At 59.3% G+C, this 19,503-nt stretch carries 21 protein-coding genes; 4 read left to right on the forward strand and 17 right to left on the reverse strand.

Annotated features, from left to right (window positions below; all coding sequences use genetic code 11):
* The 3 genes from HMPREF1219_RS03065 to secG form a co-directional block, all read right to left on the reverse strand.
* A complete protein-coding gene (locus HMPREF1219_RS03065; protein WP_016457554.1) occupies positions 1-1,212 on the reverse strand; it encodes a hypothetical protein in 1,212 nt (403 codons plus the stop codon).
* Entirely contained in the window at positions 1,209-2,054 is an 846-nt protein-coding gene (locus HMPREF1219_RS03070) for an LGFP repeat-containing protein (protein ID WP_016457555.1), read from the reverse strand. Before HMPREF1219_RS03070 ends, HMPREF1219_RS03065 begins: the two co-directional genes overlap by 4 nt.
* A gap of 341 nt (positions 2,055-2,395) precedes the next feature.
* The gene (secG, locus tag HMPREF1219_RS03075) at positions 2,396-2,632 is read right to left on the reverse strand and encodes a preprotein translocase subunit SecG (protein WP_016457556.1); all 237 of its coding nucleotides are present in this window, start codon (positions 2,630-2,632) and stop codon (positions 2,396-2,398) included.
* Positions 2,633-3,083: 451 nt separating this feature from the next.
* Between secG and HMPREF1219_RS12145 the strand changes: the two genes are divergently transcribed.
* The 4 genes from HMPREF1219_RS12145 to HMPREF1219_RS03090 are packed head-to-tail and all read left to right on the forward strand — an operon-like array spanning position 3,084 to position 4,996.
* Positions 3,084-3,266: a hypothetical protein gene (locus HMPREF1219_RS12145; RefSeq protein WP_016457557.1), complete on the forward strand. Its 183-nt coding sequence runs from the start codon at positions 3,084-3,086 to the stop codon at positions 3,264-3,266.
* A complete protein-coding gene (locus HMPREF1219_RS12745; protein WP_143485521.1) occupies positions 3,232-3,426 on the forward strand; it encodes a hypothetical protein in 195 nt (64 codons plus the stop codon). Before HMPREF1219_RS12145 ends, HMPREF1219_RS12745 begins: the two co-directional genes overlap by 35 nt.
* Before the next feature lie 2 nt (positions 3,427-3,428).
* A complete protein-coding gene (locus HMPREF1219_RS03085) occupies positions 3,429-4,256 on the forward strand; it encodes a fumarylacetoacetate hydrolase family protein (protein WP_016457558.1) in 828 nt (275 codons plus the stop codon).
* A complete protein-coding gene (locus HMPREF1219_RS03090) occupies positions 4,256-4,996 on the forward strand; it encodes a maleylpyruvate isomerase family mycothiol-dependent enzyme (RefSeq protein ID WP_016457559.1) in 741 nt (246 codons plus the stop codon). The genes HMPREF1219_RS03085 and HMPREF1219_RS03090 overlap by 1 nt, the downstream gene beginning before the upstream one ends.
* Positions 4,997-5,178: 182 nt before the next feature.
* Here the strand turns inward: HMPREF1219_RS03090 and tpiA are convergent, their stop codons facing one another.
* The 14 genes from tpiA to rpe all read right to left on the reverse strand — a co-directional run bounded on the left by tpiA (position 5,179) and on the right by rpe (position 19,495).
* Positions 5,179-5,934, reverse strand: coding sequence for a triose-phosphate isomerase (gene tpiA, locus HMPREF1219_RS03095; RefSeq protein ID WP_016457560.1), 756 nt, complete (start codon positions 5,932-5,934; stop codon positions 5,179-5,181).
* Between the two features lie 3 nt (positions 5,935-5,937).
* Entirely contained in the window at positions 5,938-7,155 is a 1,218-nt protein-coding gene (locus HMPREF1219_RS03100; protein ID WP_016457561.1) for a phosphoglycerate kinase, read from the reverse strand.
* Between the two features lie 265 nt (positions 7,156-7,420).
* Positions 7,421-8,428, reverse strand: coding sequence for a type I glyceraldehyde-3-phosphate dehydrogenase (gene gap, locus HMPREF1219_RS03105; RefSeq protein WP_016457562.1), 1,008 nt, complete (start codon positions 8,426-8,428; stop codon positions 7,421-7,423).
* A gap of 188 nt (positions 8,429-8,616) precedes the next feature.
* Positions 8,617-8,847 carry a hypothetical protein gene (locus tag HMPREF1219_RS12750; protein ID WP_156823200.1) on the reverse strand — a complete coding sequence of 77 codons (231 nt, stop codon included), beginning with the start codon at positions 8,845-8,847 and terminating at the stop codon, positions 8,617-8,619.
* 284 nt (positions 8,848-9,131) lie between these two features.
* A complete protein-coding gene (gene whiA / locus HMPREF1219_RS03110) occupies positions 9,132-10,094 on the reverse strand; it encodes a DNA-binding protein WhiA (RefSeq protein WP_016457563.1) in 963 nt (320 codons plus the stop codon).
* Positions 10,095-10,151: 57 nt separating this feature from the next.
* Complete coding sequence (locus tag HMPREF1219_RS03115) at positions 10,152-11,126, reverse strand: gluconeogenesis factor YvcK family protein (RefSeq protein WP_016457564.1); 975 nt, start codon at positions 11,124-11,126, stop codon at positions 10,152-10,154.
* Between the two features lie 135 nt (positions 11,127-11,261).
* Positions 11,262-12,200 carry an RNase adapter RapZ gene (rapZ, locus tag HMPREF1219_RS03120; RefSeq protein WP_040426821.1) on the reverse strand — a complete coding sequence of 313 codons (939 nt, stop codon included), beginning with the start codon at positions 12,198-12,200 and terminating at the stop codon, positions 11,262-11,264.
* Positions 12,201-12,356: 156 nt separating this feature from the next.
* Positions 12,357-14,357 (reverse strand): excinuclease ABC subunit UvrC, encoded by a 2,001-nt coding sequence (uvrC, locus tag HMPREF1219_RS03125; RefSeq protein ID WP_016457566.1) that lies wholly within the window; start codon positions 14,355-14,357, stop codon positions 12,357-12,359.
* A 234-nt stretch (positions 14,358-14,591) separates the two neighbouring features.
* Positions 14,592-15,176, reverse strand: a complete 585-nt coding sequence (locus HMPREF1219_RS03130; RefSeq protein WP_016457567.1) for a PH domain-containing protein — start codon at positions 15,174-15,176, stop codon at positions 14,592-14,594.
* A gap of 39 nt (positions 15,177-15,215) precedes the next feature.
* Positions 15,216-15,707 carry a 6,7-dimethyl-8-ribityllumazine synthase gene (gene ribH / locus HMPREF1219_RS03135; RefSeq protein ID WP_016457568.1) on the reverse strand — a complete coding sequence of 164 codons (492 nt, stop codon included), beginning with the start codon at positions 15,705-15,707 and terminating at the stop codon, positions 15,216-15,218.
* Between the two features lie 99 nt (positions 15,708-15,806).
* Positions 15,807-17,111 carry a bifunctional 3,4-dihydroxy-2-butanone-4-phosphate synthase/GTP cyclohydrolase II gene (locus tag HMPREF1219_RS03140; protein ID WP_040426823.1) on the reverse strand — a complete coding sequence of 435 codons (1,305 nt, stop codon included), beginning with the start codon at positions 17,109-17,111 and terminating at the stop codon, positions 15,807-15,809.
* Between the two features lies 1 nt (position 17,112).
* Positions 17,113-17,760 carry a riboflavin synthase gene (locus HMPREF1219_RS03145; protein WP_016457570.1) on the reverse strand — a complete coding sequence of 216 codons (648 nt, stop codon included), beginning with the start codon at positions 17,758-17,760 and terminating at the stop codon, positions 17,113-17,115.
* A complete protein-coding gene (ribD, locus tag HMPREF1219_RS03150) occupies positions 17,742-18,833 on the reverse strand; it encodes a bifunctional diaminohydroxyphosphoribosylaminopyrimidine deaminase/5-amino-6-(5-phosphoribosylamino)uracil reductase RibD (protein ID WP_016457571.1) in 1,092 nt (363 codons plus the stop codon). The genes HMPREF1219_RS03145 and ribD overlap by 19 nt, the downstream gene beginning before the upstream one ends.
* On the reverse strand, positions 18,830-19,495 hold the full coding sequence (rpe, locus tag HMPREF1219_RS03155) for a ribulose-phosphate 3-epimerase (RefSeq protein ID WP_040427161.1): 666 nt from the start codon (positions 19,493-19,495) through the stop codon (positions 18,830-18,832). The genes ribD and rpe overlap by 4 nt, the downstream gene beginning before the upstream one ends.
* Positions 19,496-19,503: the final 8 nt, after the last annotated feature.

Below are 19,503 nucleotides of genomic sequence, written 5' to 3' on the forward strand. Positions count from 1 at the left end.
CTACTGTGCACCTAGTTTTTCCCGAGTCTTTTGGTCATAGATGATTGTGGACCTAATCTCCCGGTACGAACTAAAGAGAGACTCTCTTACGAGTTCAGGGGGAATCTCCCAGGGGCCGACTCTTTTGGATGGATCATCGATGTTAAACGAGACTAGGTAAGGGCCGGAAAAAACATCGTCGGACTTGTAGAAAACGTAATGGATAATGTTGCCGTCGACGGTGTATGAGATCAAAGGCCCGTTGATTGAGTCACTAAGATCGGTGAAACGAGCATCTAGGTCCACAGTATCGGCCGTCGGTATCGGAAACGACAACAGGCCCGCTTCCTCTGATAACATGTAGATTCTTCCATTTAAGGCAAACCTTTCTACAATGTAGCCCTGCTTCTTAGCGTCGTATGAAAACACAGATTGCCCGTTGACTCGTTTCCACCCGTCTACGTCCCTTTTATATACGTACCAACCGCCGTCCCCAGTGTCGGATAACCAGTCCACAAATAAATATGGTGTGCCCTGGATAAAACCAAATACTGTTAGATCAACGTAGCGGTCTCGATCCATGCGCTCACAGTTGCGTTGCACAGTTCCGGTATATGTAAAACTCGTGATACAGAAGCCCTTACGATCCTCATCTCGTTGGAGAATGAACGCTTCTCCCTCGTCAGACACAGCAAAGTGCTCGGGTTCTAATTCCCAATCTACCCACACAGGCCGTGTCCGTTCCCCGTCGGTCAAAGTAAAAAGCCGGTCAGCGCTTTCTTCTGAAAACGTTTTAAGGAGTAAGTGGGTCCCATTTTCTGATTGAACACCCGACATCATTCCAAAGGCGTTTACTCCCGTAGGGATAGATTTAGTTGAACCATGAGCAGGATTGATCACATCAATGGACCCTTCATTCATGATCGCGTAGTTGCCTTCACCCCATCGAATGAGAGAAGCTGCGTAAATCCGGTGTTTCAGATCCTTCTTATACTCACCATGTTCATTGGTTTGAAACCATATATCATCAGCAGAAAAATCATCAATTGAAACCGCAACACCGAGAATTCCTACTTCACTAGGCAAGCCATGTGGATTCTCCCCCGCTCGATCTCTTTGCATGTGCGACCAAATCTCGCCACCGTAGGAGTACCCAAAGAGACTGAGAGGGACGACGATAACGCAAACAAGGCACAGTATAATTACTGCCCAGCCAATTTTGCGGTCGCTCATAAGCCTGACGGCCCTTTGTCAAAATTCTGCCGATCATACTCTGTAGTCCAAAAGGATTGCAATAAATCTATCGGATAGACCGCATAGGGCTCTCTCTTTGACCAGACACTGAGCTTCGCAACCGCATGAGCACCAATAGCGGGGTGCCAATAAATAAACCCTGTAGCAAACCGCTGCCTATAGCCCTGCCCATCAGGGTTGACACTTTCTGGTTCTGTCGGCCACCCCAACCAGTTAGCAGGCCACCCCAACTGGCGGTACTTGTCTAAAATCGCCCCACAAATCTCAATTCCTGTGGGCCGCACTGCTTGACACGCACGCCGCTCCTGCTGCTGGGCAGCCACCAAAGTTTCCGCCACATCAGTGGTGTGTTTATCCACCGCCACATCCGCAACCACCGAAAGATCCACCTGATCAGACCACATCCCGCACGACTCCACATGATCCTTCGACTCCCCCGAAGCGTAGGCATCCTCCATCATCTGCTGGATCAATCCCATCTCTGAGGCAGAAACCATCACCAGGTCATCCCCCAACCTAGTGGGTACGAACCGCGCGGACTCCTCCGCCTCCCCGCTGTTCTCCTCCACCCCGTACAATGCGCTGCACCAGTCGTCTGCACTCCGGGTACGCCACCCACCATCCGCCGGTGCCACAGCAGCAAAATCCTCATCATCTGTGAAGTAATCGGGGCGGAAATCCTCCCGCTGGTCTGGGGCGACAGTCTGCATAGTATCCGTGCACAACGGCTCAAACTCCGAGGCCACCGCCACCCTCGAAAACAACACAGAACAAACCACAACACCCTCCACAACCCAACCAGCAATTTCCACCCCAATCATAAAACCACCCCTCCACCACCCCACAACCACACAGACCTATGAAAAACATCACATAAGAATGGTTATATCCGCGAGAAACCGTCAAGAGACAGTGGAAGGCATCAAAACAGTGTTGGCCTCCCATCAAACCGAGCAATTCACTACTTTGGCGATCACAATCCCCTTGAGTTGATCTCCTTAGGCAGCGAATCTTAGGCGAGATACCATGGACGACACGCACAATCCCTGTATCCGTTGAGCACCTTAACCCGCAATACGTGTGCGGGTACGAAACGACAAAATGCCCGAGACCGTGCTTTATGGTCTCGGGCAAAGTAAAAGTAGAAGGAATTCGAAGATCCTTACAGACCGTAAGACTGGATGAGGTTGAGCGCAATAATGCAGCCCACCCAGATCACGACCATGACGATAGTAATGCGGTCCAGGTTCTTTTCCACCACAGTGGAACCGGACAGGTTCGACTGCACGCCACCACCGAACAGGCTGGACAGACCGCCACCCTTGCCCTTGTGCAAGAGAATAGTGATCGTCATGAGCAAACTCGCGATGACAAAGATGATCTGAAGTGCCAAGGTCATGGACGAATAATTCCTTTACTAGCAGCTCGGTTGGGAGAAAATAATGCTACCACTCCCGCGTACGCATCTCACCACTATACACTACAGCCAATCTGCCCCTACAACCGACATGCTGCAGTACTGACAAGTTTCCAGGCCTCACTTTCGATGGCGGTTGTCAACCTTAGGGACATTGAGTGGCGCGACCAACATCGAGGGGAGCCACGGTAGCCTCCGTCGAATAGCGTCGGGACCGTCGTGAACGTCGGGACCGTCGTACACCCCGGAACCGTTGTAAGGCATCGGGAACGTCGTAAAGCCTGGGCACTGGTGTTGTGGTCATTGGGCCGGGCGGTTCGAGGAAAACGGAGACTCCGCCGGGATCACCCCCATCGGCTGCTACTCGTGGGCACACACCGATGCCGCGCTCAATGACCAGCTTGAGCTCGAGGAACAGGGCTTCCCCGGTGTAGTGGAACCGGGCCACGCAGCCTTTCGCTACACCAACCCCACCACGGGTGGCGATGTGATGGCCACCATCCGCGCGGAGTTCCACCGCCTCACTGCCGGCACCACCACGACCCCTCTGCGCGAGGTGGGCAACAGGGTGATCCAGTGCTTTGAGGGCTCCGCCACGGTTACCATCGGAGGATGAGACCTTCGAGCTCAATCACGGTGATGTCACCGTCGTTCCCTCATGGAAGCTGTGGACTGTCACCGCCGGCGACAACGGCGTGGACATGTTCATGTTCTCCGATGCCCCAATTTTTGAAGAGCTGAACTTTGCAAGTACCTACGTACCAGAAGGAGCATAACCATGCGTCTAGCAACCATCCGTCACCACGGCACCACCGTCTGCGCCCGAGCCGATTCGGACACCGCCGCCACACCTATTTTCGGCTTCGCCGACCTGGGAGCCCTGCTTATGAAGGACGATTGGAAGGACCGGGCAGCCGAAGCTTCCGGCGAGAAAATCACCTTTGGCAAGACCGATCTCGCACCCGTGGTCCCGAGCCCTCAAAAGGTGATCTGCGTGGGGCTGAACTACGCCAACCACATTAAGGAAATGGGCCGGGAACTACCGCAGAATCCCACGCTCTTTGTCAAGTTCCCCGACGCTCTCACCGGCCCCTACGATGATGTACACGTGCCCTCGTACGCCACGGGGGCGCTCGACTGGGAGGGCGAGCTTGCCGTCATCATCGGTAAGACCGCCTACCAGGTGTCCAAGGATAGCGCAGCCGATTTCATCGCCGGCTACGCCATCATGGACGACTACACTCTGCGTGATTTCCAGTATCGTACCCTCCAGTGGCACCAGGGCAAGTCACTGTACAAATCCGCTGGCTTCGGACCGTGGATGACCACCGCAGATTCCTTCACCTTCGGTGGTGAGCTTGCAACCTACCTGGATGATAAGAAGGTGCAGACCACGCCCACCGATGACCTCGTGTTTAATCCGGAGGCGCTGGTGGAATACATTTCCCAGCTGTACCCGCTCAACCCCGGCGATGTCATCGCTACCGGCACTCCGGGTGGCGTTGGTCACGCCCGCGATCCGAAACTCTACATCGGCGATGGCCAAGTGGTCACCGTCAAGATTGAGGGACTGGGAGAAATTGCCAACAAAACGGTGTATGCGTAATGGCCGGTCCGTTTGACGATCTGACCATCGAGCAGCGGTTGTCCATCGTCCGCCGTGGCACCGCCTATTACCTTGGACAGGTGGGTCTCATCCCCGATGACGAATTTGGGGAGCCCTCCAACCTACCTGGTTGGGACATCGCTCACCTCACGGCACACGTGGAATACAACGCCAAAGCGGTCACCAACCTCGTGTACTGGGCGCTTACTGGCGAGGAAAAGCCCATGTACTCCTCACCCACCGCACGTGGCGAGGAGATCAACTTCGGCGCCACGCTTCCACCTGGGGCGATCCGTAACCTCAACGATCTCCACGTCATCCGCCTGTTCAAGGTGTGGGAGAAGGCGGATGGAAAGGCCTGGGAGGCAACGGTAAAGACGGCTCAGGGCCGTACCGTGCCGATGCAGGAGACTCTGTGGATGCGGGCCCGTGAGGTGTGGATTCACGCCGTTTATCTCGGCAAAACGGCCCGCTTCTCCGCGATGCCCGACGTTTTCCTGCGCTCCCTCCTCCCGGACATCGTGGGCAAGTGGCACTCGAAAGGTGTGGGCGAGGGCATTGTGCTTGTCGACGACGCCTCCGGTGCGCGTTGGACCGTGGATGACGCGGTTACGCCCACCACGGAGGTGTGCGGCTCGGTAGCCTCCCCGGCACGGTGGGCTGCCGGCCGTGGCTTCGTTGGCGTACACCTCGCAGGCACCGCCTCCGGCGAGGTCCCCGCACCACCCCGCTGGTTGTAGATTCCGACTGGACGGCGATGAGCTTCCCACACTGGTCTAGCCCAGTTAGTGGAAAGAAAAGGAAAAACCCGTACCACCCTCGTTACGGAGGGTGGCACGGGTTATTTCACTTACCGCTCAGCTGGGCACAGCCCGACGGGATTGTCCGCAGGCTGGCCAGTAAGGGCCGCTTACGACAGCTCTTACAGGCTCTCGGCGGCGTTGGCGATGAGCTTGGCAAAGTCCTCGCCGTGCACGGAGGCACCGCCGACGAGGCCGCCGTCGATGTCCTTCTGGGCGATGAGGTCCGCGGCGGTTTCCGCCTTCATGGACCCACCGTAAAGGATGCGGACGCCCTCGCCCACTACCTCACGGATCGCGGCGCACACTTCCTGCGCGTCGGCGGGCGTTGCAACCTTGCCGGTGCCGATGGCCCACACGGGCTCGTAGGCGATGACGGCATCCTCGATGTTCTCAATGCCCTCGATGGACTTCTTCGTCTGCTCGACGACGAACTCCACGTGGTTGCCTGCCTCGCGCACCTCGAGGCTCTCGCCCACGCAGATGATCGGGGTGAGGCCGTTGGAGATCGCGACGCGAGCCTTCTCTGCCACGAGCTCATCGGTCTCACCGTGGTACTCACGGCGCTCCGAGTGGCCCACCACAACGTAGGTGCAGCCGAGCTTGCTCAGCATGGCGCCGGATACCTCGCCGGTGTAGGCACCCTTGTCGTGGGTAGAGATGTCCTGCGCACCGTAGGTGAACTTCGGATTCTCGGACTCTGCGAACACCTGCACGCTGCGGATGTCGGTGAACGGAACGAGGAACGCGGCATCTACCTTGTCAAAGTAATCGTCGTGCTTCTCCAGTGCGAAGGAAAAAGCCTGGACCTCCTTGGTTGCCTCAAGGTGGTCGTTGTTCATCTTCCAGTTGCCAGCGATGAGTGGCTTACGTGCCATGATTTAGTTCTCCTCTTCCAAAACCTTGATACCGGGCAGATCCTTGCCCTCGAGCAGCTCGAGCGATGCGCCACCGCCCGTGGAGATGTGCGAGAAACCATCCTCGCGCAGCCCCAGCGTACGGACGGAGGCTGCGGAGTCGCCGCCGCCGACGACGGAGAACGCGCCGTTGTCCGTAGCAGCGATGATAGCCTCAGCCACACCACGCGTGCCGTCCGAGAACTTCTCAAACTCGAACACGCCCATGGGGCCGTTCCAGAAGATGGTCTTGGCATCGGCCAAAACCTCGGCGTACTTCTTCACGGTCTCCGGTCCGACATCGAGGGACAGCCAACCGGCCGGCGGGTTGTCCAGGTCGGTGACTTTCTTGTCCGCGTCCTTGTCAAACTTGTCGGCCCACACGAGGTCAACGGGGAGAACGATCTTGTCGCCGTACTCCTCGAGCAGCTTCTTGGAGGTCTCGACCATGTCATCCTCAACCATGGACTTTTCAACGTTGTAGCCCTGAGCCTTGAGGAACGTGTAGCACATGCCACCACCGATGATGATCTTGTCGGCCTTCTTCGCCAGCGCCTCGATGACACCGAGCTTGTCGGAGACCTTGGAGCCGCCGAGCACCACGGCGTACGGCTTCTTCGGATCCTTGGCTACGGAGCCGAGAACGGAGATCTCCTTGTTCACCAGCTCGCCGGCGTAGTGCGGCAGGCGCTTGGCAACGTCGTACACGGAGGTCTGGGCGCGGTGGACCACGCCGAAGCCGTCGGAAACGAAGGCGCCACCGGGAACGAGGGCGACGAGCTCGTCGGCGAACTCTGCGCGCTCCTCTTCCTTCTTGGACGTTTCGCGGGGATCGTAACGGACGTTCTCCAAGAGCAGAACGTCGCCGGCGTTGAGGCCGTTGGCGCGCTCGTGCGCGTCCTCGCCGGTGACATCGCCGGCGAGAGCGACGAACTGGCCGAGCTCGTCGCTCAAAGCCTCGGCGACGGGCTTGAGGGAGAACTCAGGCTTTACTTCACCCTTCGGGCGACCAAGGTGGGCCATAACGACAACCTTGGCACCGGCGTCGACAAGCGCCTTGAGGGTGGGCAGAGAGGCGGTAATACGGCCCTTATCGGTAATGTTGCGGTCGTCATCGAGCGGAACGTTGAAGTCCGAACGCACGAGGACGTAGCGATCTTCAACACCTGCTTCAATGAGGTCCTTGAGCTGCTTAACAGCCATAAAAAAACTCCTTTGGAAAAAATTTGCTAGTAACTCTGTGGGTGTTGGCGGTGGGGCGTCAACTCACCCCAGCGCAACGGTGCGGCGCAGTGCTGCAGGCACTAAAGCGTGGAGCACCGCATAAGACAAGCCCCGCACCCTCGCGAAAGTGCCAGGATGCGGGGCTTTCAGTCAAAGCCTAAGGCAATTCCTCGCTGCGGAATCCGACTGGCACGAGGATCAGGATGTACCTTGCTTGTAGCTACAGTGAGCTAACTAATGCTGCTTAGAACTTGTCTGCCATGTACTCGGTCAGGCGAACGAGCTGGTTGGTGTAGCCCCACTCGTTGTCGTACCAGGAACCGATCTTCACCTGGGTGCCACCGATGACCTTGGTCAGGCCGGCATCGAAGATGGAGCCGTGCGGGTCGGTGACAATGTCGGTGGAAACAATCGGATCCTCGGTGTAGCCGAGAACGCCCTTGAGCTCGCCCTCAGCAGCCTTCTTGATAGCTGCGTTGACTTCCTCAACGGTGACTTCCTTCTCCACATCGATGGTGAGGTCGGTGAGGGAGCCGGTGATGACCGGAACGCGGAGAGCGTAGCCGTCGAGCTTGCCCTTGAGCTCCGGGAGCACGAGAGCAACAGCCTTAGCGGCACCGGTGGAGGTCGGAACGATGTTCTGAGCTGCGGCGCGTGCACGGCGGAGGTCGCGGTGCGGGGCATCGTGGATGCGCTGATCACCGGTGTAAGCGTGAACGGTGGTCATGAGGCCACGGACGATGCCGAACTCATCGTTGAGCACCTTGGCCACGGGAGCGAGGCAGTTGGTGGTGCAGGAAGCGTTGGACACGACGACGTGGTTCTCCGGATCGTAGTCGGTGTGGTTCACACCAACGACGAAGGTTGCGTCAACGTTCTTGCCCGGTGCAGAGATGATGACCTTCTTGGCGCCTGCCTCGAGGTGAGCAGCTGCTGCGGAACGCTCGGTGAAGATACCGGTGGACTCGATGACGATGTCCACGTTCTCCTCGCCCCACTTGAGGTTCTTGGGGTCGCGCTCTGCGTGAACGATGATGCGCTTGCCGTCGACGGTGATGGACTCATCGTCGTAGGTAATGTCATCGGAGAGCTTGCCCAAAATGGAGTCGTACTTGAGCAGGTGAGCCAGGGTCTTGTTGTCAGTCAGATCGTTGACGGACACGATTTCCAGGTCGGAACCGCGCTCGAGGACGGCGCGGAAGAAGTTACGGCCGATACGACCAAAGCCGTTGATACCTACACGTACAGTCACGTTTTTCTCCTTGAAGTTTTGTTGTGCAGTTCGTGTTTTGTTTCGAAACCGACGCACTTGTTGGCACCTATTCACAACCGGCACTAAGCCAGCGCGCGGTGAGCGCCTTAGTGTGGAGGTTGCTTCCGTGAGCCCGTCCAAGCCGAACATCTTTGTCGAGCTTGCAGACGATCCTCATGTGGGCGATGTCAGTTTCTCAACTCCACGTTTCCAACTGTACCGGGATAATCAACATCCTGCATGAACATCTTTTCTCCGGCTCCGAAAGCGCCAGCAAAACGGGCATAATCACGGGCAAAAACTGCCCGATTGAGACCACAAGTGCCCGCTTTCGCGGCACAGACATGTTTGTTCATGCCCGTTTTCGTGGAAAAACGTAACTCGCCCGCTAGCCCGCACCACCGGCAAAGTTCACTCATTTTAAACAAAGGTACACCTTTGTGTTTTTAGTCACACTGGCTACTGCCCCGCGCATTCTTCACACTTACGACGCGGAAATTCGCCTCAGCAAGGCAACCTCGTCCTTCACATTTCCCCACTCGTGCGAGCCCTCGCGCGAGCGAAACCTCGCGCGTGTGAACCCCACGTGATTGCCCCTGCCTGAGTGAACCCCCGCCTGAGCTATTCCCTAGTGAAGAAACCCACCTGGTGCGATGCTTGCCACTCCGGTACACCGCACCACGCGGGCTCGTTTACCTTCTTATCACTGCCTTGGATAGAAGCCATCAGGCTCCTCATCGAGGTGTTTGAGGGCCTCCGATGTGGGCGGGATTCCCAGTTCCTTGGCCCGCCGATCCGCCGTGGTGAGCAGACGGCGAATCCTGCCGGCGATGGCATCCTTGGTCATCTGCGGATCAGCGAGCTTGCCCAGCTCTTCCAAGGATGCCTGCTGATAGGTGGTGCGGAGATGGCCAGCCTCGGCAAGATGATCGGGAACATCGTCACCGAGGATCTCCAAAGCACGGCTGACCTTAGCCGAGGCGGCGATCGCCGCCTGGACGGAGCGGCGCATGTTGGCATCGTCAAAGTTCGCGAGCCGTGAGTTGGCCGTCGTCTTCTGGCGGCGTTTGAGCTCCTCCTCCCACACGATCCGCGTCCGGGACGCCCCCAATCGCGTCAACAGTGCGCCGATATCATGTTCGTCCTTGATTACAGCGCGCTCAGATCCACGTACGTCTTTGCTCTTCACGGTGAAGTTGAGGCGCCTCCCACAGCCCACCAGGGCGAGTGCTACCTCTTGGCAGGGGCACTGAATATCCAGGGAAGAACTGCGGCCTGGCTCCATCAGGGTGCCGGCAACCAGGAACGCGCCGCGCCACGCCGCCTCTGCTTCCAACATCGACCCATTGACAATGAACATGGGCAAGCCACGCACGGGAGTCCCTCCTCGCGTGATGAGCCCCAATTTTCGCAGCGCCGGTGCCACGTTGTCGCTCACGACGAGGGTGTCGCCGTCAATCCGCCCGTTAAGCAGCAGCTCCTCGTGGAGGAGAACAGACACCCTCTTAAGCACACGTGGATCGCTACACGCGATTGTGAGCGTGAGCTGCGATCCGTGCTCGAAGCTACCGGCCAGGCGAATGATCGTTGCCAACTCGCTGGCAGCCGAAGTCCGATCAAGCGGAACTGTGACAAGCTCCGCACACACATCGTTAGTGAGTGTCATTGGCTACTCCGCTTCCTCCATTGTCAGTGCGGTTTAATTTGAGCGACCTAGGTTTCATTAGGAAGCCACGTGATCCTTGATTTCCATCAGCGCGGCACCGAGCAAGGCAGGGTCATGCCTATCGGTTGGGGTACCAAACTGATCCTTTTCGCACAGGTCTCGGAACAACACCTGGGCCCCAAAATCTGATGCAGAAATGACGAGCTCGCGCTGTTCCTTTTCTGAATTCACCATGTTCTTATCCACGAGGAAGTAATCAACGTGGAGGCGCTGCGAATGCCGCTTGAGCATATACAGGTGCCGCTCCGCGGTAAAACCGGCGGTCTCCCCCGGCTCAGCGGACAGGTTGAGCACCACCACCGTGGTCGCCAACGATGCGTTGATCGCCTGCTCCACCCCGGGGATGAGAACATCGGGGATCACGGATGTGAACCAGGAACCGGGCCCAAGGGTGATGAGGTCGGCCTGGGAGATTGCGTCCAACGTCTCCTCGCTGGGCCGTGGGTTCGCCGGGATAAGGCGCACTCTCTGCACAGAGCCGGTTGTTGAGGCAACCGCCACCTGGCCTCGCACGGGGTAAATATTGCCAATGTTGGTGGGATCGAGGCCGGATACGTCCGCCTCTATTTGCAGAGGTTGGCAGCTGACGGGGAGAACCCGGCCCACTGCGCCGGATGCACGCACCACTGTGTCCAAGGCTGTTACCGAGCTCCCCGTGATCTCCGTCACCGCGGCGATGAGCAGGTTTCCCACCGCGTGGCCGGCGAGTGCGCCGTGGCCGCCAAAGCGATGTTGGAGAAGCTCCTCCCAACCGACGGGTGAGCTGCCGGCGTTATCGGGAATGAGAGCTGCAATAGCCATCCGCAAGTCTCCCGGTGGAATCTGCTCCAGTTCTTTCCTAATCCGCCCGGATGACCCGCCATCATCAGCCACGGAGACGACAGCGGTGATATCTTTCTCCCCCTGCCTTCTCAGGGCCGTGAGAGTTTGAAATAGTCCATGGCCCCCACCGAGACACACAATGTTCGCCACGTGTCACCCTTTCCTCACTTGATCGTGATTACTTCCCACTGTGAAAGAAGTGACTTCCACAGAATCAACTATGTAGATTACGACCCGGCCACGGCCACCCGTCGCCCGGTCTTGTAATAGGCAGCGTGCCTGCTGCTAGCGGCTGATATCGCGGTGGGAGACGGACACTTCCTCGCCCGCCGTCCGCAAACGCCGGGCGATTTCCTCCGCCACGGCCACCGACCGGTGGTGCCCGCCGGTGCACCCCACTCCGATGGTGATGAAGTTCTTCCCCTCTCTTCGGTAGCCGGGCACCATGGTGTTGAGCATGTCGACGAACTTGTCCACGAACTCCTGGGCACCGGGCTGGCCAAGGACGTAGTCCGACACGGGCTTATCAACACCGCGGAACGGCCGCAGCTCCGGAACCCAGTACGGATTGGGGAGGAATCGTGCGTCGACGATGAGGTCAGCATCGGCAGGAGCACCATGCTTGAAACCGAACGAAAGCACCGTGATGTGGCGCTTCATCTGTGCGATAGTGGCGAGCCGTGCCTCGATCGCCCGGCGCAGGTCATGGATGCTCAAGTCGGAGGTATTGATCACAATGTCGGCGTTTTCCTTCACCGATGACAGTATCTCGCGCTCCCTGGCGATTCCCGTCTGCAACGTCCCGGCTCCCTGGAGGGGATGGGTACGGCGCACCGAGTCGAAACGACGGATGAGGACATCGTCCCGGGCCTCCAAGAACATGACGATGGGGTTGTGCCCGCGCGCGGAAAGCTCGTCGATAGTCTGCATCAGCCCGCCTCGAAATTCCCTCGAGCGAACGTCGGTGACCACGGCAAGTTTGGTCACCGGGGAGTCCTCGGAATAGCTGAGCTTGACCAGCTCGAGGATAATCTGGGGCGGCAGATTCTCTGATACAAAGAAACCCATATCTTCCAGAACCCGGGACGCGGTGTTGAGGCCGGCCCCAGACATTCCGGTCAGGAGTACGGGGCGGTTTTCCGTCGTCGTCTTGTCACCGGCAAACGCCTCGTTGGATGTGTCGCCGTTATCGCGTGCCACAGAGGTTCCTGGATCAGTAGTCATGATTCCAACAATACCGCCTCAGCGCGCCGGAGGGCCCGGATTTACTGCAACCAGGCTTCGCCGCCGGGACGGGCTCAAGTGGCACTCGAAGCGGGGGCGAGTAACCGCGTTGGGTAAGCGGTTACCCCGCGAAGCTGCGGGTCCCAGCCCTGCTCTCTACTCCGACTCGGCCGGGGTGGCACCGTCAGTACGCGCCGCATCGGGGTGCAACGCGTCAAAGATGGACTGCGCAAGCTTGGGACCGATCCCCTTAACCTCCGTGATGTCTTCCACCGCGGCCTCCTTGAGGCGCTTGACCGAACCAAAGTGTTTGACAAGATCGGTTTTCCGCTGGTTACCCAAGCCCCGGATGGAATCCAGTTCCGATACTCGCAGGCGTTTTGATCGCTTTTGCCGGTGGAAGGTGATGGCGAAGCGGTGCGCCTCGTCTCGAACGTGCTGGAGCAGGTACAAGCCCTCGGACGAGCGTGGCAGGATGACGGGATCATCGTCATCCGGGATCCACACCTCTTCCAGCCTCTTGGCCAAGCCGATGAGCTTGATGTCTGTGATTCCCAGTTCCTCAAAGACCTCCGCCGCAGCATGAACCTGTGGCAGGCCACCGTCGACGATGAACAGTTGCGGCGGGTACGCGAACCTCTTTTGTGCCTCGGCGTCGGTAAACTCCACATCTTCGGGCATGTCGAGCTTGTCCTCGTTGTAGCGTTTAAACCGCCTCCGTGTCACTTCCGCGATGGACGCGACATCGTTTCCGGGCTGATCCCGGATGATGTAGCGGCGGTAATCGGACTTTTTGGGCAGCCCGTCCTCAAAGACTACGAGGGATGCAACAACGTCGGTTCCCTGAATGTGCGAAATATCGGTGCACTCGATACGCAGTGGGACTTCGTCCATCTCGAGGTATTCCTTGAGCTGCTCGATCGCGGCCGAGCGCGCTGTCAGGTCGCCCACCCGCTTGAGCTTGTGCTGCTTGAGAGCCTCCTTCGCGTTGCGCTCCACCACCTCCATGAGCTCGCGTTTCTCGCCACGTTGGGGAACTCGCAGGGAAATACCTGCGCCCCTCAGCTGCTCCAGCTGGCTTGCTACCACGTCCACTTCTAACGGCAGCTGCTGGACGAGGACTTCCCGCGGCACAATTGCGTTCTTGTTCACATCCACGTGGGAAAGCTGATCCACGCCTCGGCGTTGCAGTTCCACAGCCGTCTCCTCACCGGCTCTGCTGGCATCGTTGTAGAACTGCATGAGGAACCCCTGCATGAGCTCGGGGACATCCTCGTCGCCTTCCTTCTCCACTACCCAGCCCCGTTGTCCACGGATGCGGCCGCCGCGGACGTGGAAAATCTGCACGGCAGCTTCGAGGTCATCAACGGCAAAGGCGATGAGGTCTGCATCGGTTCCATCGCCAAAGACAACGGATTGCCTCTCCATCGCCTTGGAGATGGCCTTGAGGTTGTCCCGCAGCCGGGCAGCCTTTTCAAAGTCCAGGGCCGCGGCGGCGTCCGCCATTTCCTGTTTGAGTCTCCGCGTCACCACGTCAGTCTGGCCTGCCATAAACCGGCAGAAGCCGTCGACGATCTCCCGGTGCTCCTCGGCGGTCACCCTTCCAATGCACGGGGCGCTGCATTTCTCTATGTATCCCAGAAGGCACGGGCGCTCCAGCTGGCGTTGCCGGTTGAAAACACCCTTGGCGCAGGTGCGCATGGGGAAAACGCGGGTGAGCAGGTCGAGGGTCTCACGGATTGCCCAGGCATGCGAGTACGGCCCAAAATAGCGCACCCCTTTGCGCCGCGGCCCGCGGTACACAAACGCCCGCGGATACTGTTCTTTCAGCGATACCGCGAGCATGGGGTAGGTTTTATCGTCACGGTATTGGACGTTGAACTTCGGATCGAACTTCTTAATCCACGTGTACTCCAGCTGCAGCGCTTCCACTTCCGAGGCAACAACAGTCCATTCCACGGAGGCACCCGTGGTGACCATCTGGCGGGTACGAGGGTGCAGATCATGGAGCGGCTGGAAGTAGTTGGCAAGGCGGGCTCGGAGGTTCTTCGCCTTGCCCACGTAAATCACGGTCTTGTGGGCATCGCGGAACTTGTACACCCCCGGTTCCTCCGGAATTGTCCCTGGTGCCGGGCGGTATGTCAACGGATCAGCCACTCGCGCTCGTCCTTCCTTCAATCACCTATCAATGTAGCGGGGTGCCCACACAGCTCACAAGCACGCCCGTTGCCCCACCATTCCGGCTCGCGCACGGCTCGCCCCACTGCCACGTGCGCGTTACTTTATGTTTTTGCGTAACTCTGCGCCACAACAAAGCTCCCCGCACTCAGGCCTAGGCAAAGCCTGTGCTGCGGGGAGCGAAAATCTAAGCGCAGGAGTCAGACGGACAAGTTACTCGTCCGGCATGTACTTGTCCTCGAGTTCGCGGAACTCGTGTACCTTCTTCACTACCTGTTCGCCGTCTCCGGCCTGGAAAGCGAGCATCGGGACGAACTCGAACTCCGGCAACTCCAGGCGCGCCCACCGGTCACCTTTGGGAAATGCCAACCCGTACACAATCTCCCACGGGTAAAACCGTGTGCCAAGGAAGTTACGAACCTCTACCCCATCTTCGTTTGCTCGCACGCGCGGCCGGCGGATGAACAGGCACAACAGCAGCCCAATGATGCCAAGCCCCACAAAGGCAAGGTCATCGGCTACGGACAGGGCGGCACCGTTTTCATCGGTTCCCACCGCCACTGTCATGAACGCACCACCGAGAACAACGAGCACCATGACGCCGATCATCACCTTGGTGAGGTACCGCGACCGGGTCTCAAAAATCCACGGCTTGGAGGAGCTGATTGTGGGGTCGAGCGCAACCATCCGGGTCAGGGTCTTCTCGTCGTGGTCGCTCGGCGAGGAAACGCCCTGCGGAGAGTGCCCGGCCGCGCCGGGCGCGGAGGTGTCTTTATCAGGAACCGTATAATCACTCATTGTCTAACTCCCTCATCTGTGCGGAGAAAACTCTACCTTCTACTGCTTCAAAGCTTCCACGTCATCATCGATTGTGCGCAGTGCAAGGGCGGTGTGCAATGCTGCGACCATTGCGTCCGCGCCCTTATCCTCAGTGGCGCCTTCGATACCGGAACGCTCTCGCGCCTGCTCCACGGTGTTCGTGGTGAGCATGCCATTTCCAATCGGCGTGCCCGTGTCCAGCGCGATGCGGGTGAGGCCCTGCGTGACGGAATCGCACACGTAATCAAAGTGCGGGGTGCCGCCTTTGATCACGCACCCGGTTGCCACCACCGCGTCCATAACCGAGGCCAGTTTCTGCACCACAACGGGGATCTCGAGGGCCCCGACAACGCGCACGGCATAGACGGTTGCCCCGCACTGACGCGCCATGGCGATGGCGTGTTCGTGCAGCACGTCGGTGATCTCCTCGTTCCAGGTGGAGGAGACGACGGCGACTTTCAGGCCCGTCGCATCGGGTGTGCCGACGGTGGGAAGACCTGCTCCGGACATTGTTACCTCATTATCTTTCGCTTCACGCATATGCAAACCCCGCCGGGCGGGCGGGGATTGACAAACTATACCTATGGTAGCCCAGGCTGGGCGTATTCCTTAACCCGCGTCGTGGGTGGAGCCCATGGACTGGTGCAGCCGGTTGACAAACTCGGGGTGCGTTTTGGCAAACTCGTCAAGCTCCGGGAGCTTGTGCCCCATCCTGTCGCGTTTCGTCTCCAAGTAGCGGAAGTTATCTTCGCTCACTTCGACGGAGATCGGCACGCGGCCAACGATGTTAATTCCGTACCCGTCGAGGCCCACGCGCTTGGAGGGGTTGTTGGTAATAAGCTTCACGCTCTTGATACCGAGGTCGGCGAGAATCTGCGCACCTGTGCCGTACTCCCGCGCGTCCGCCGGGTAGCCGAGCGCCAGATTGGCATCCACGGTATCCGCACCGTGATCCTGCAGCTCGTAGGCCTTGAGCTTGGCTAAAAGGCCGATCCCTCGTCCTTCGTGCCCACGCATGTACAGGAGGACTCCGCGGCCCTCTTCTTGGATCTTCTTCAGTGCCGCGTGCAGCTGTTGGCCACAGTCGCACCGACGGGAACCAAAGACGTCACCGGTGAGGCACTCGGAGTGGACGCGCACGAGGATGTCCTCGCCGTCGCCGATCTCTCCGGCTACCAGGGCAACGTGCTCAATGCCGTCGACAAGCGAGGTGTAACCGTAAGCCTTGAACTCACCGTATTCGGTGGGAAGCCGGGTCTCCACTACCCTCTCCACAAGCTTTTCGTGCTCGCGACGCCACTGGATGAGCTGGGCGATGGAGATGAGCTTGAGACTGTGCGCATCGGCAAAGCGGCGCAGCTCGGGCAGCCGTGCCATGTCGGTCGGATCGTCCTCGGAGACAACCTCGCACAGAACCCCGGCAGGGCGCAGCCCCGCCAGGCGGGCGAGATCGATGGCGGCCTCGGTGTGCCCCGCGCGGACAAGCACGCCACCTTCGCGGGCCCGTAGCGGTGCCACGTGGCCGGGGCGGGTGAAGTCCTCGGGGACGGAGGTTGCGCTCGCCAGCCTACGCACCGTCTCGCAGCGCGACGTTGCGGAAATTCCGGTGGAGCCGGTTGCCGCGTCGACGGTGACGGTGTACGCGGTGCCACGCACGTCCTGGTTGTTGCGCACCATGGGCGGGAGCTGCAGCCTGTCGCAGTCCTCTCCCCTCAGCGGGGCGCACACGTAGCCGGAGGAATAGCGGACGAGGAACCCCATGAGCTCCGGGGTGGCCTTCTCCGCGGCGAAGATGATATCGCCTTCGTTCTCGCGATCTTCGTCATCAACGACAACAACGGGTCTTCCTGCAGCGATCTCCGCGATTGCTGCATCAACGGTATCGAGCTTTACAGTTTCAGTCACGCGTTTCACCTTAGTCTGTAACAGGTCGGTCAAAGTCCTTGGGTGCGAGGAGTCTATCCACGTATTTCGCTATCACGTCCACCTCGATATTCACCGTGTCTCCCACTGTGGCGGACCCCAGGTTGGTGTCGCGCAAGGTGGTCGGAATGAGTGATACTTCGAAGAATCGCGTGTCGCGGTCGCCTTGCACACCGGCGCCCAGATCACTGACCGCAGAGACAGTGAGAGACGTTCCGTTGACGCAGATGGATCCCTTTTCCACCACGTAGCGTTCGAGTTCGCTGGGCAGGCTGAAACGGAACACCTCCCAGCGCTCGCCCGGGGTGCGTGAGAGCAATCGGGCCACGCCGTCGACGTGTCCTTGGACGAGGTGCCCGCCGAGGCGGGAGCCGAGCTCGGCTGCGCGCTCCAGGTTGACGGGGCTCCCCACGGAAAGGTCGCCGAGGTTTGAGCGGTCGAGGGACTCTTTCATGACATCGGCGCACAAGGTGGATGAGGTAAATTCCGTCACGGTCAAGCACACACCGTTGACCGAGATGGAATCGCCCAGTTGGACACCCGACAGTACCCGCTGTGCCTCAACGGTGATGACGACGGAATCTGCCTGGTGCTCGAGCCCCGCGATGGTGCCGATTTCTTCTACAAGGCCTGTAAACACGTGGGTGTATCTCTTTCTAAGACGTTGAGCACATCATCCCCGAGAAGGATGGTATCTGTACGCCTGAATCGTTTGATGTCTGCCATTGATTCGCCCCAGCCGTGGGCGACGAGTGGTTTTCCCGCTCCAAGAAAGGCGGGCGCTGCGTACGAGTGGACCCTATCCACGAGGTCTGCGGCAAAAAGCGTTGTCACAACCCCCGGGCCGCCCTCCACGAGGATATCGTTGTACGGCAGCGCCAGCAGTTCCTCGAGGGTATCGACCTGCAAAAACCCTGTGGAGTACAGGTTGTAACTACGGGGCAGTTTCCGGGAGCCGAAGACGATCCGGTCCGGTTGGTACGGGTACAGCCCACCTTCGGGCTTCCTCGCTGTGAGCGACGGGTTGTCCGCCAGCGCCGTGCCTGTCCCCACGAGGATGGCATCCCTGCGGGCACGGTCGCGGTGCGCGTAGGCGCGGGCCGCCTCTCCTGTGATCCACTGGCTCGTTCCGTCTAGCGCCGCTGCGTAGCCGTCGATGGTGTGGGCGAGCTTGACGGTGAACATCGGCCGCTTGTGTTCCTGGGCGAATAACCACGGTTCGAGTGCCGGTACGGTGATCGGAATATAGGTTACGTCTACTCCGTGTTCGCGCAGGTAGTCGGCCCCGCCGGAGGCTTCGGGCGAGGACGTGTCCGCGGTGAGGTAGCACACTGCGGCGATGCCTGCTTCTACCAGCGCGTGTGAGCACGGCCCGGTCCTGCCTGTGTGGTTGCACGGTTCGAGGGTGACGTAGGCGGTGGCACCGCGGGCTTGGTCGCCTGCTGCGTGCAGCGCCATGATCTCGGCGTGTGGGCCGCCGACCTCTTGGGTTGACCCTGTGGCGATGACGCGCCCCTCGCGCACGAGGGCGCACCCCACCGCCGGGTTGGGGCGTGCCCTGCCCACGGCTTCTTCGCCCGCGTCGAGCGCAGCCGAGATTCCCAGCCGTTGTTCTTCGGTGAGCTCACTTGCCCCCGCTACAGCCTGGAGGTCCGTTACATCGCCCGCGTCCGTTACGTCGCTCGCGTGGGTTTCATCACTCCTGTCTATCACAGGGTTGCGAGCTCCTTGAGCTTGTCGACGGCTGCGTGGGGATCGTCCTTCCCAAAGACCGCCGACCCTGCAACGAAAGCATCGCAACCTGCTTCCGCAGCCTTGGTGATCGTGCCCTCGCCTACGCCACCGTCGATCTCAATGAGGGCCGGAAGCCCCTTCTCATCGATGTATTCGCGAACGGTGCGGACCTTATCCAACATGTCCGGCATAAACTTCTGGCCGCCAAAACCGGGCTCCACGCTCATGATGAGCACCAGATCGGCGATATCGACGAGGTCGAGGTAGTCCTCTATGGGAGTGCCGGGCTTGACAGAGAAACCGGCGCGCACGCCCTTGGACTTGAGTGCCTCGATCAGCGCTCGCGGGTTATCCGTCGCCTCCACGTGGAAGATGACGCAGTCTGCACCGGCGGCGATGTACTCGTCAACCCACTTCTCCGGCTCCTCAATCATGAGGTGCACATCGAGAATCTGGTCGGTCACTCCGTTCACCGCCTTTGTCACGTCCGGGCCGAACGAAAGGTTCGGCACAAAGTGACCATCCATGATGTCCACATGAATCCAGCCAGCGTTGTCTACCTTTGCAATATCCTCGCCAAGAGCGGCGTAGTTTGCCGCCAAAATCGAGGGGGCAATGATTGGTCGAGTTGGAAGCGTCATACCACCAA

The organism is Corynebacterium pyruviciproducens ATCC BAA-1742 (assembly GCF_000411375.1).
Taxonomy (GTDB): domain Bacteria; phylum Actinomycetota; class Actinomycetes; order Mycobacteriales; family Mycobacteriaceae; genus Corynebacterium; species Corynebacterium pyruviciproducens.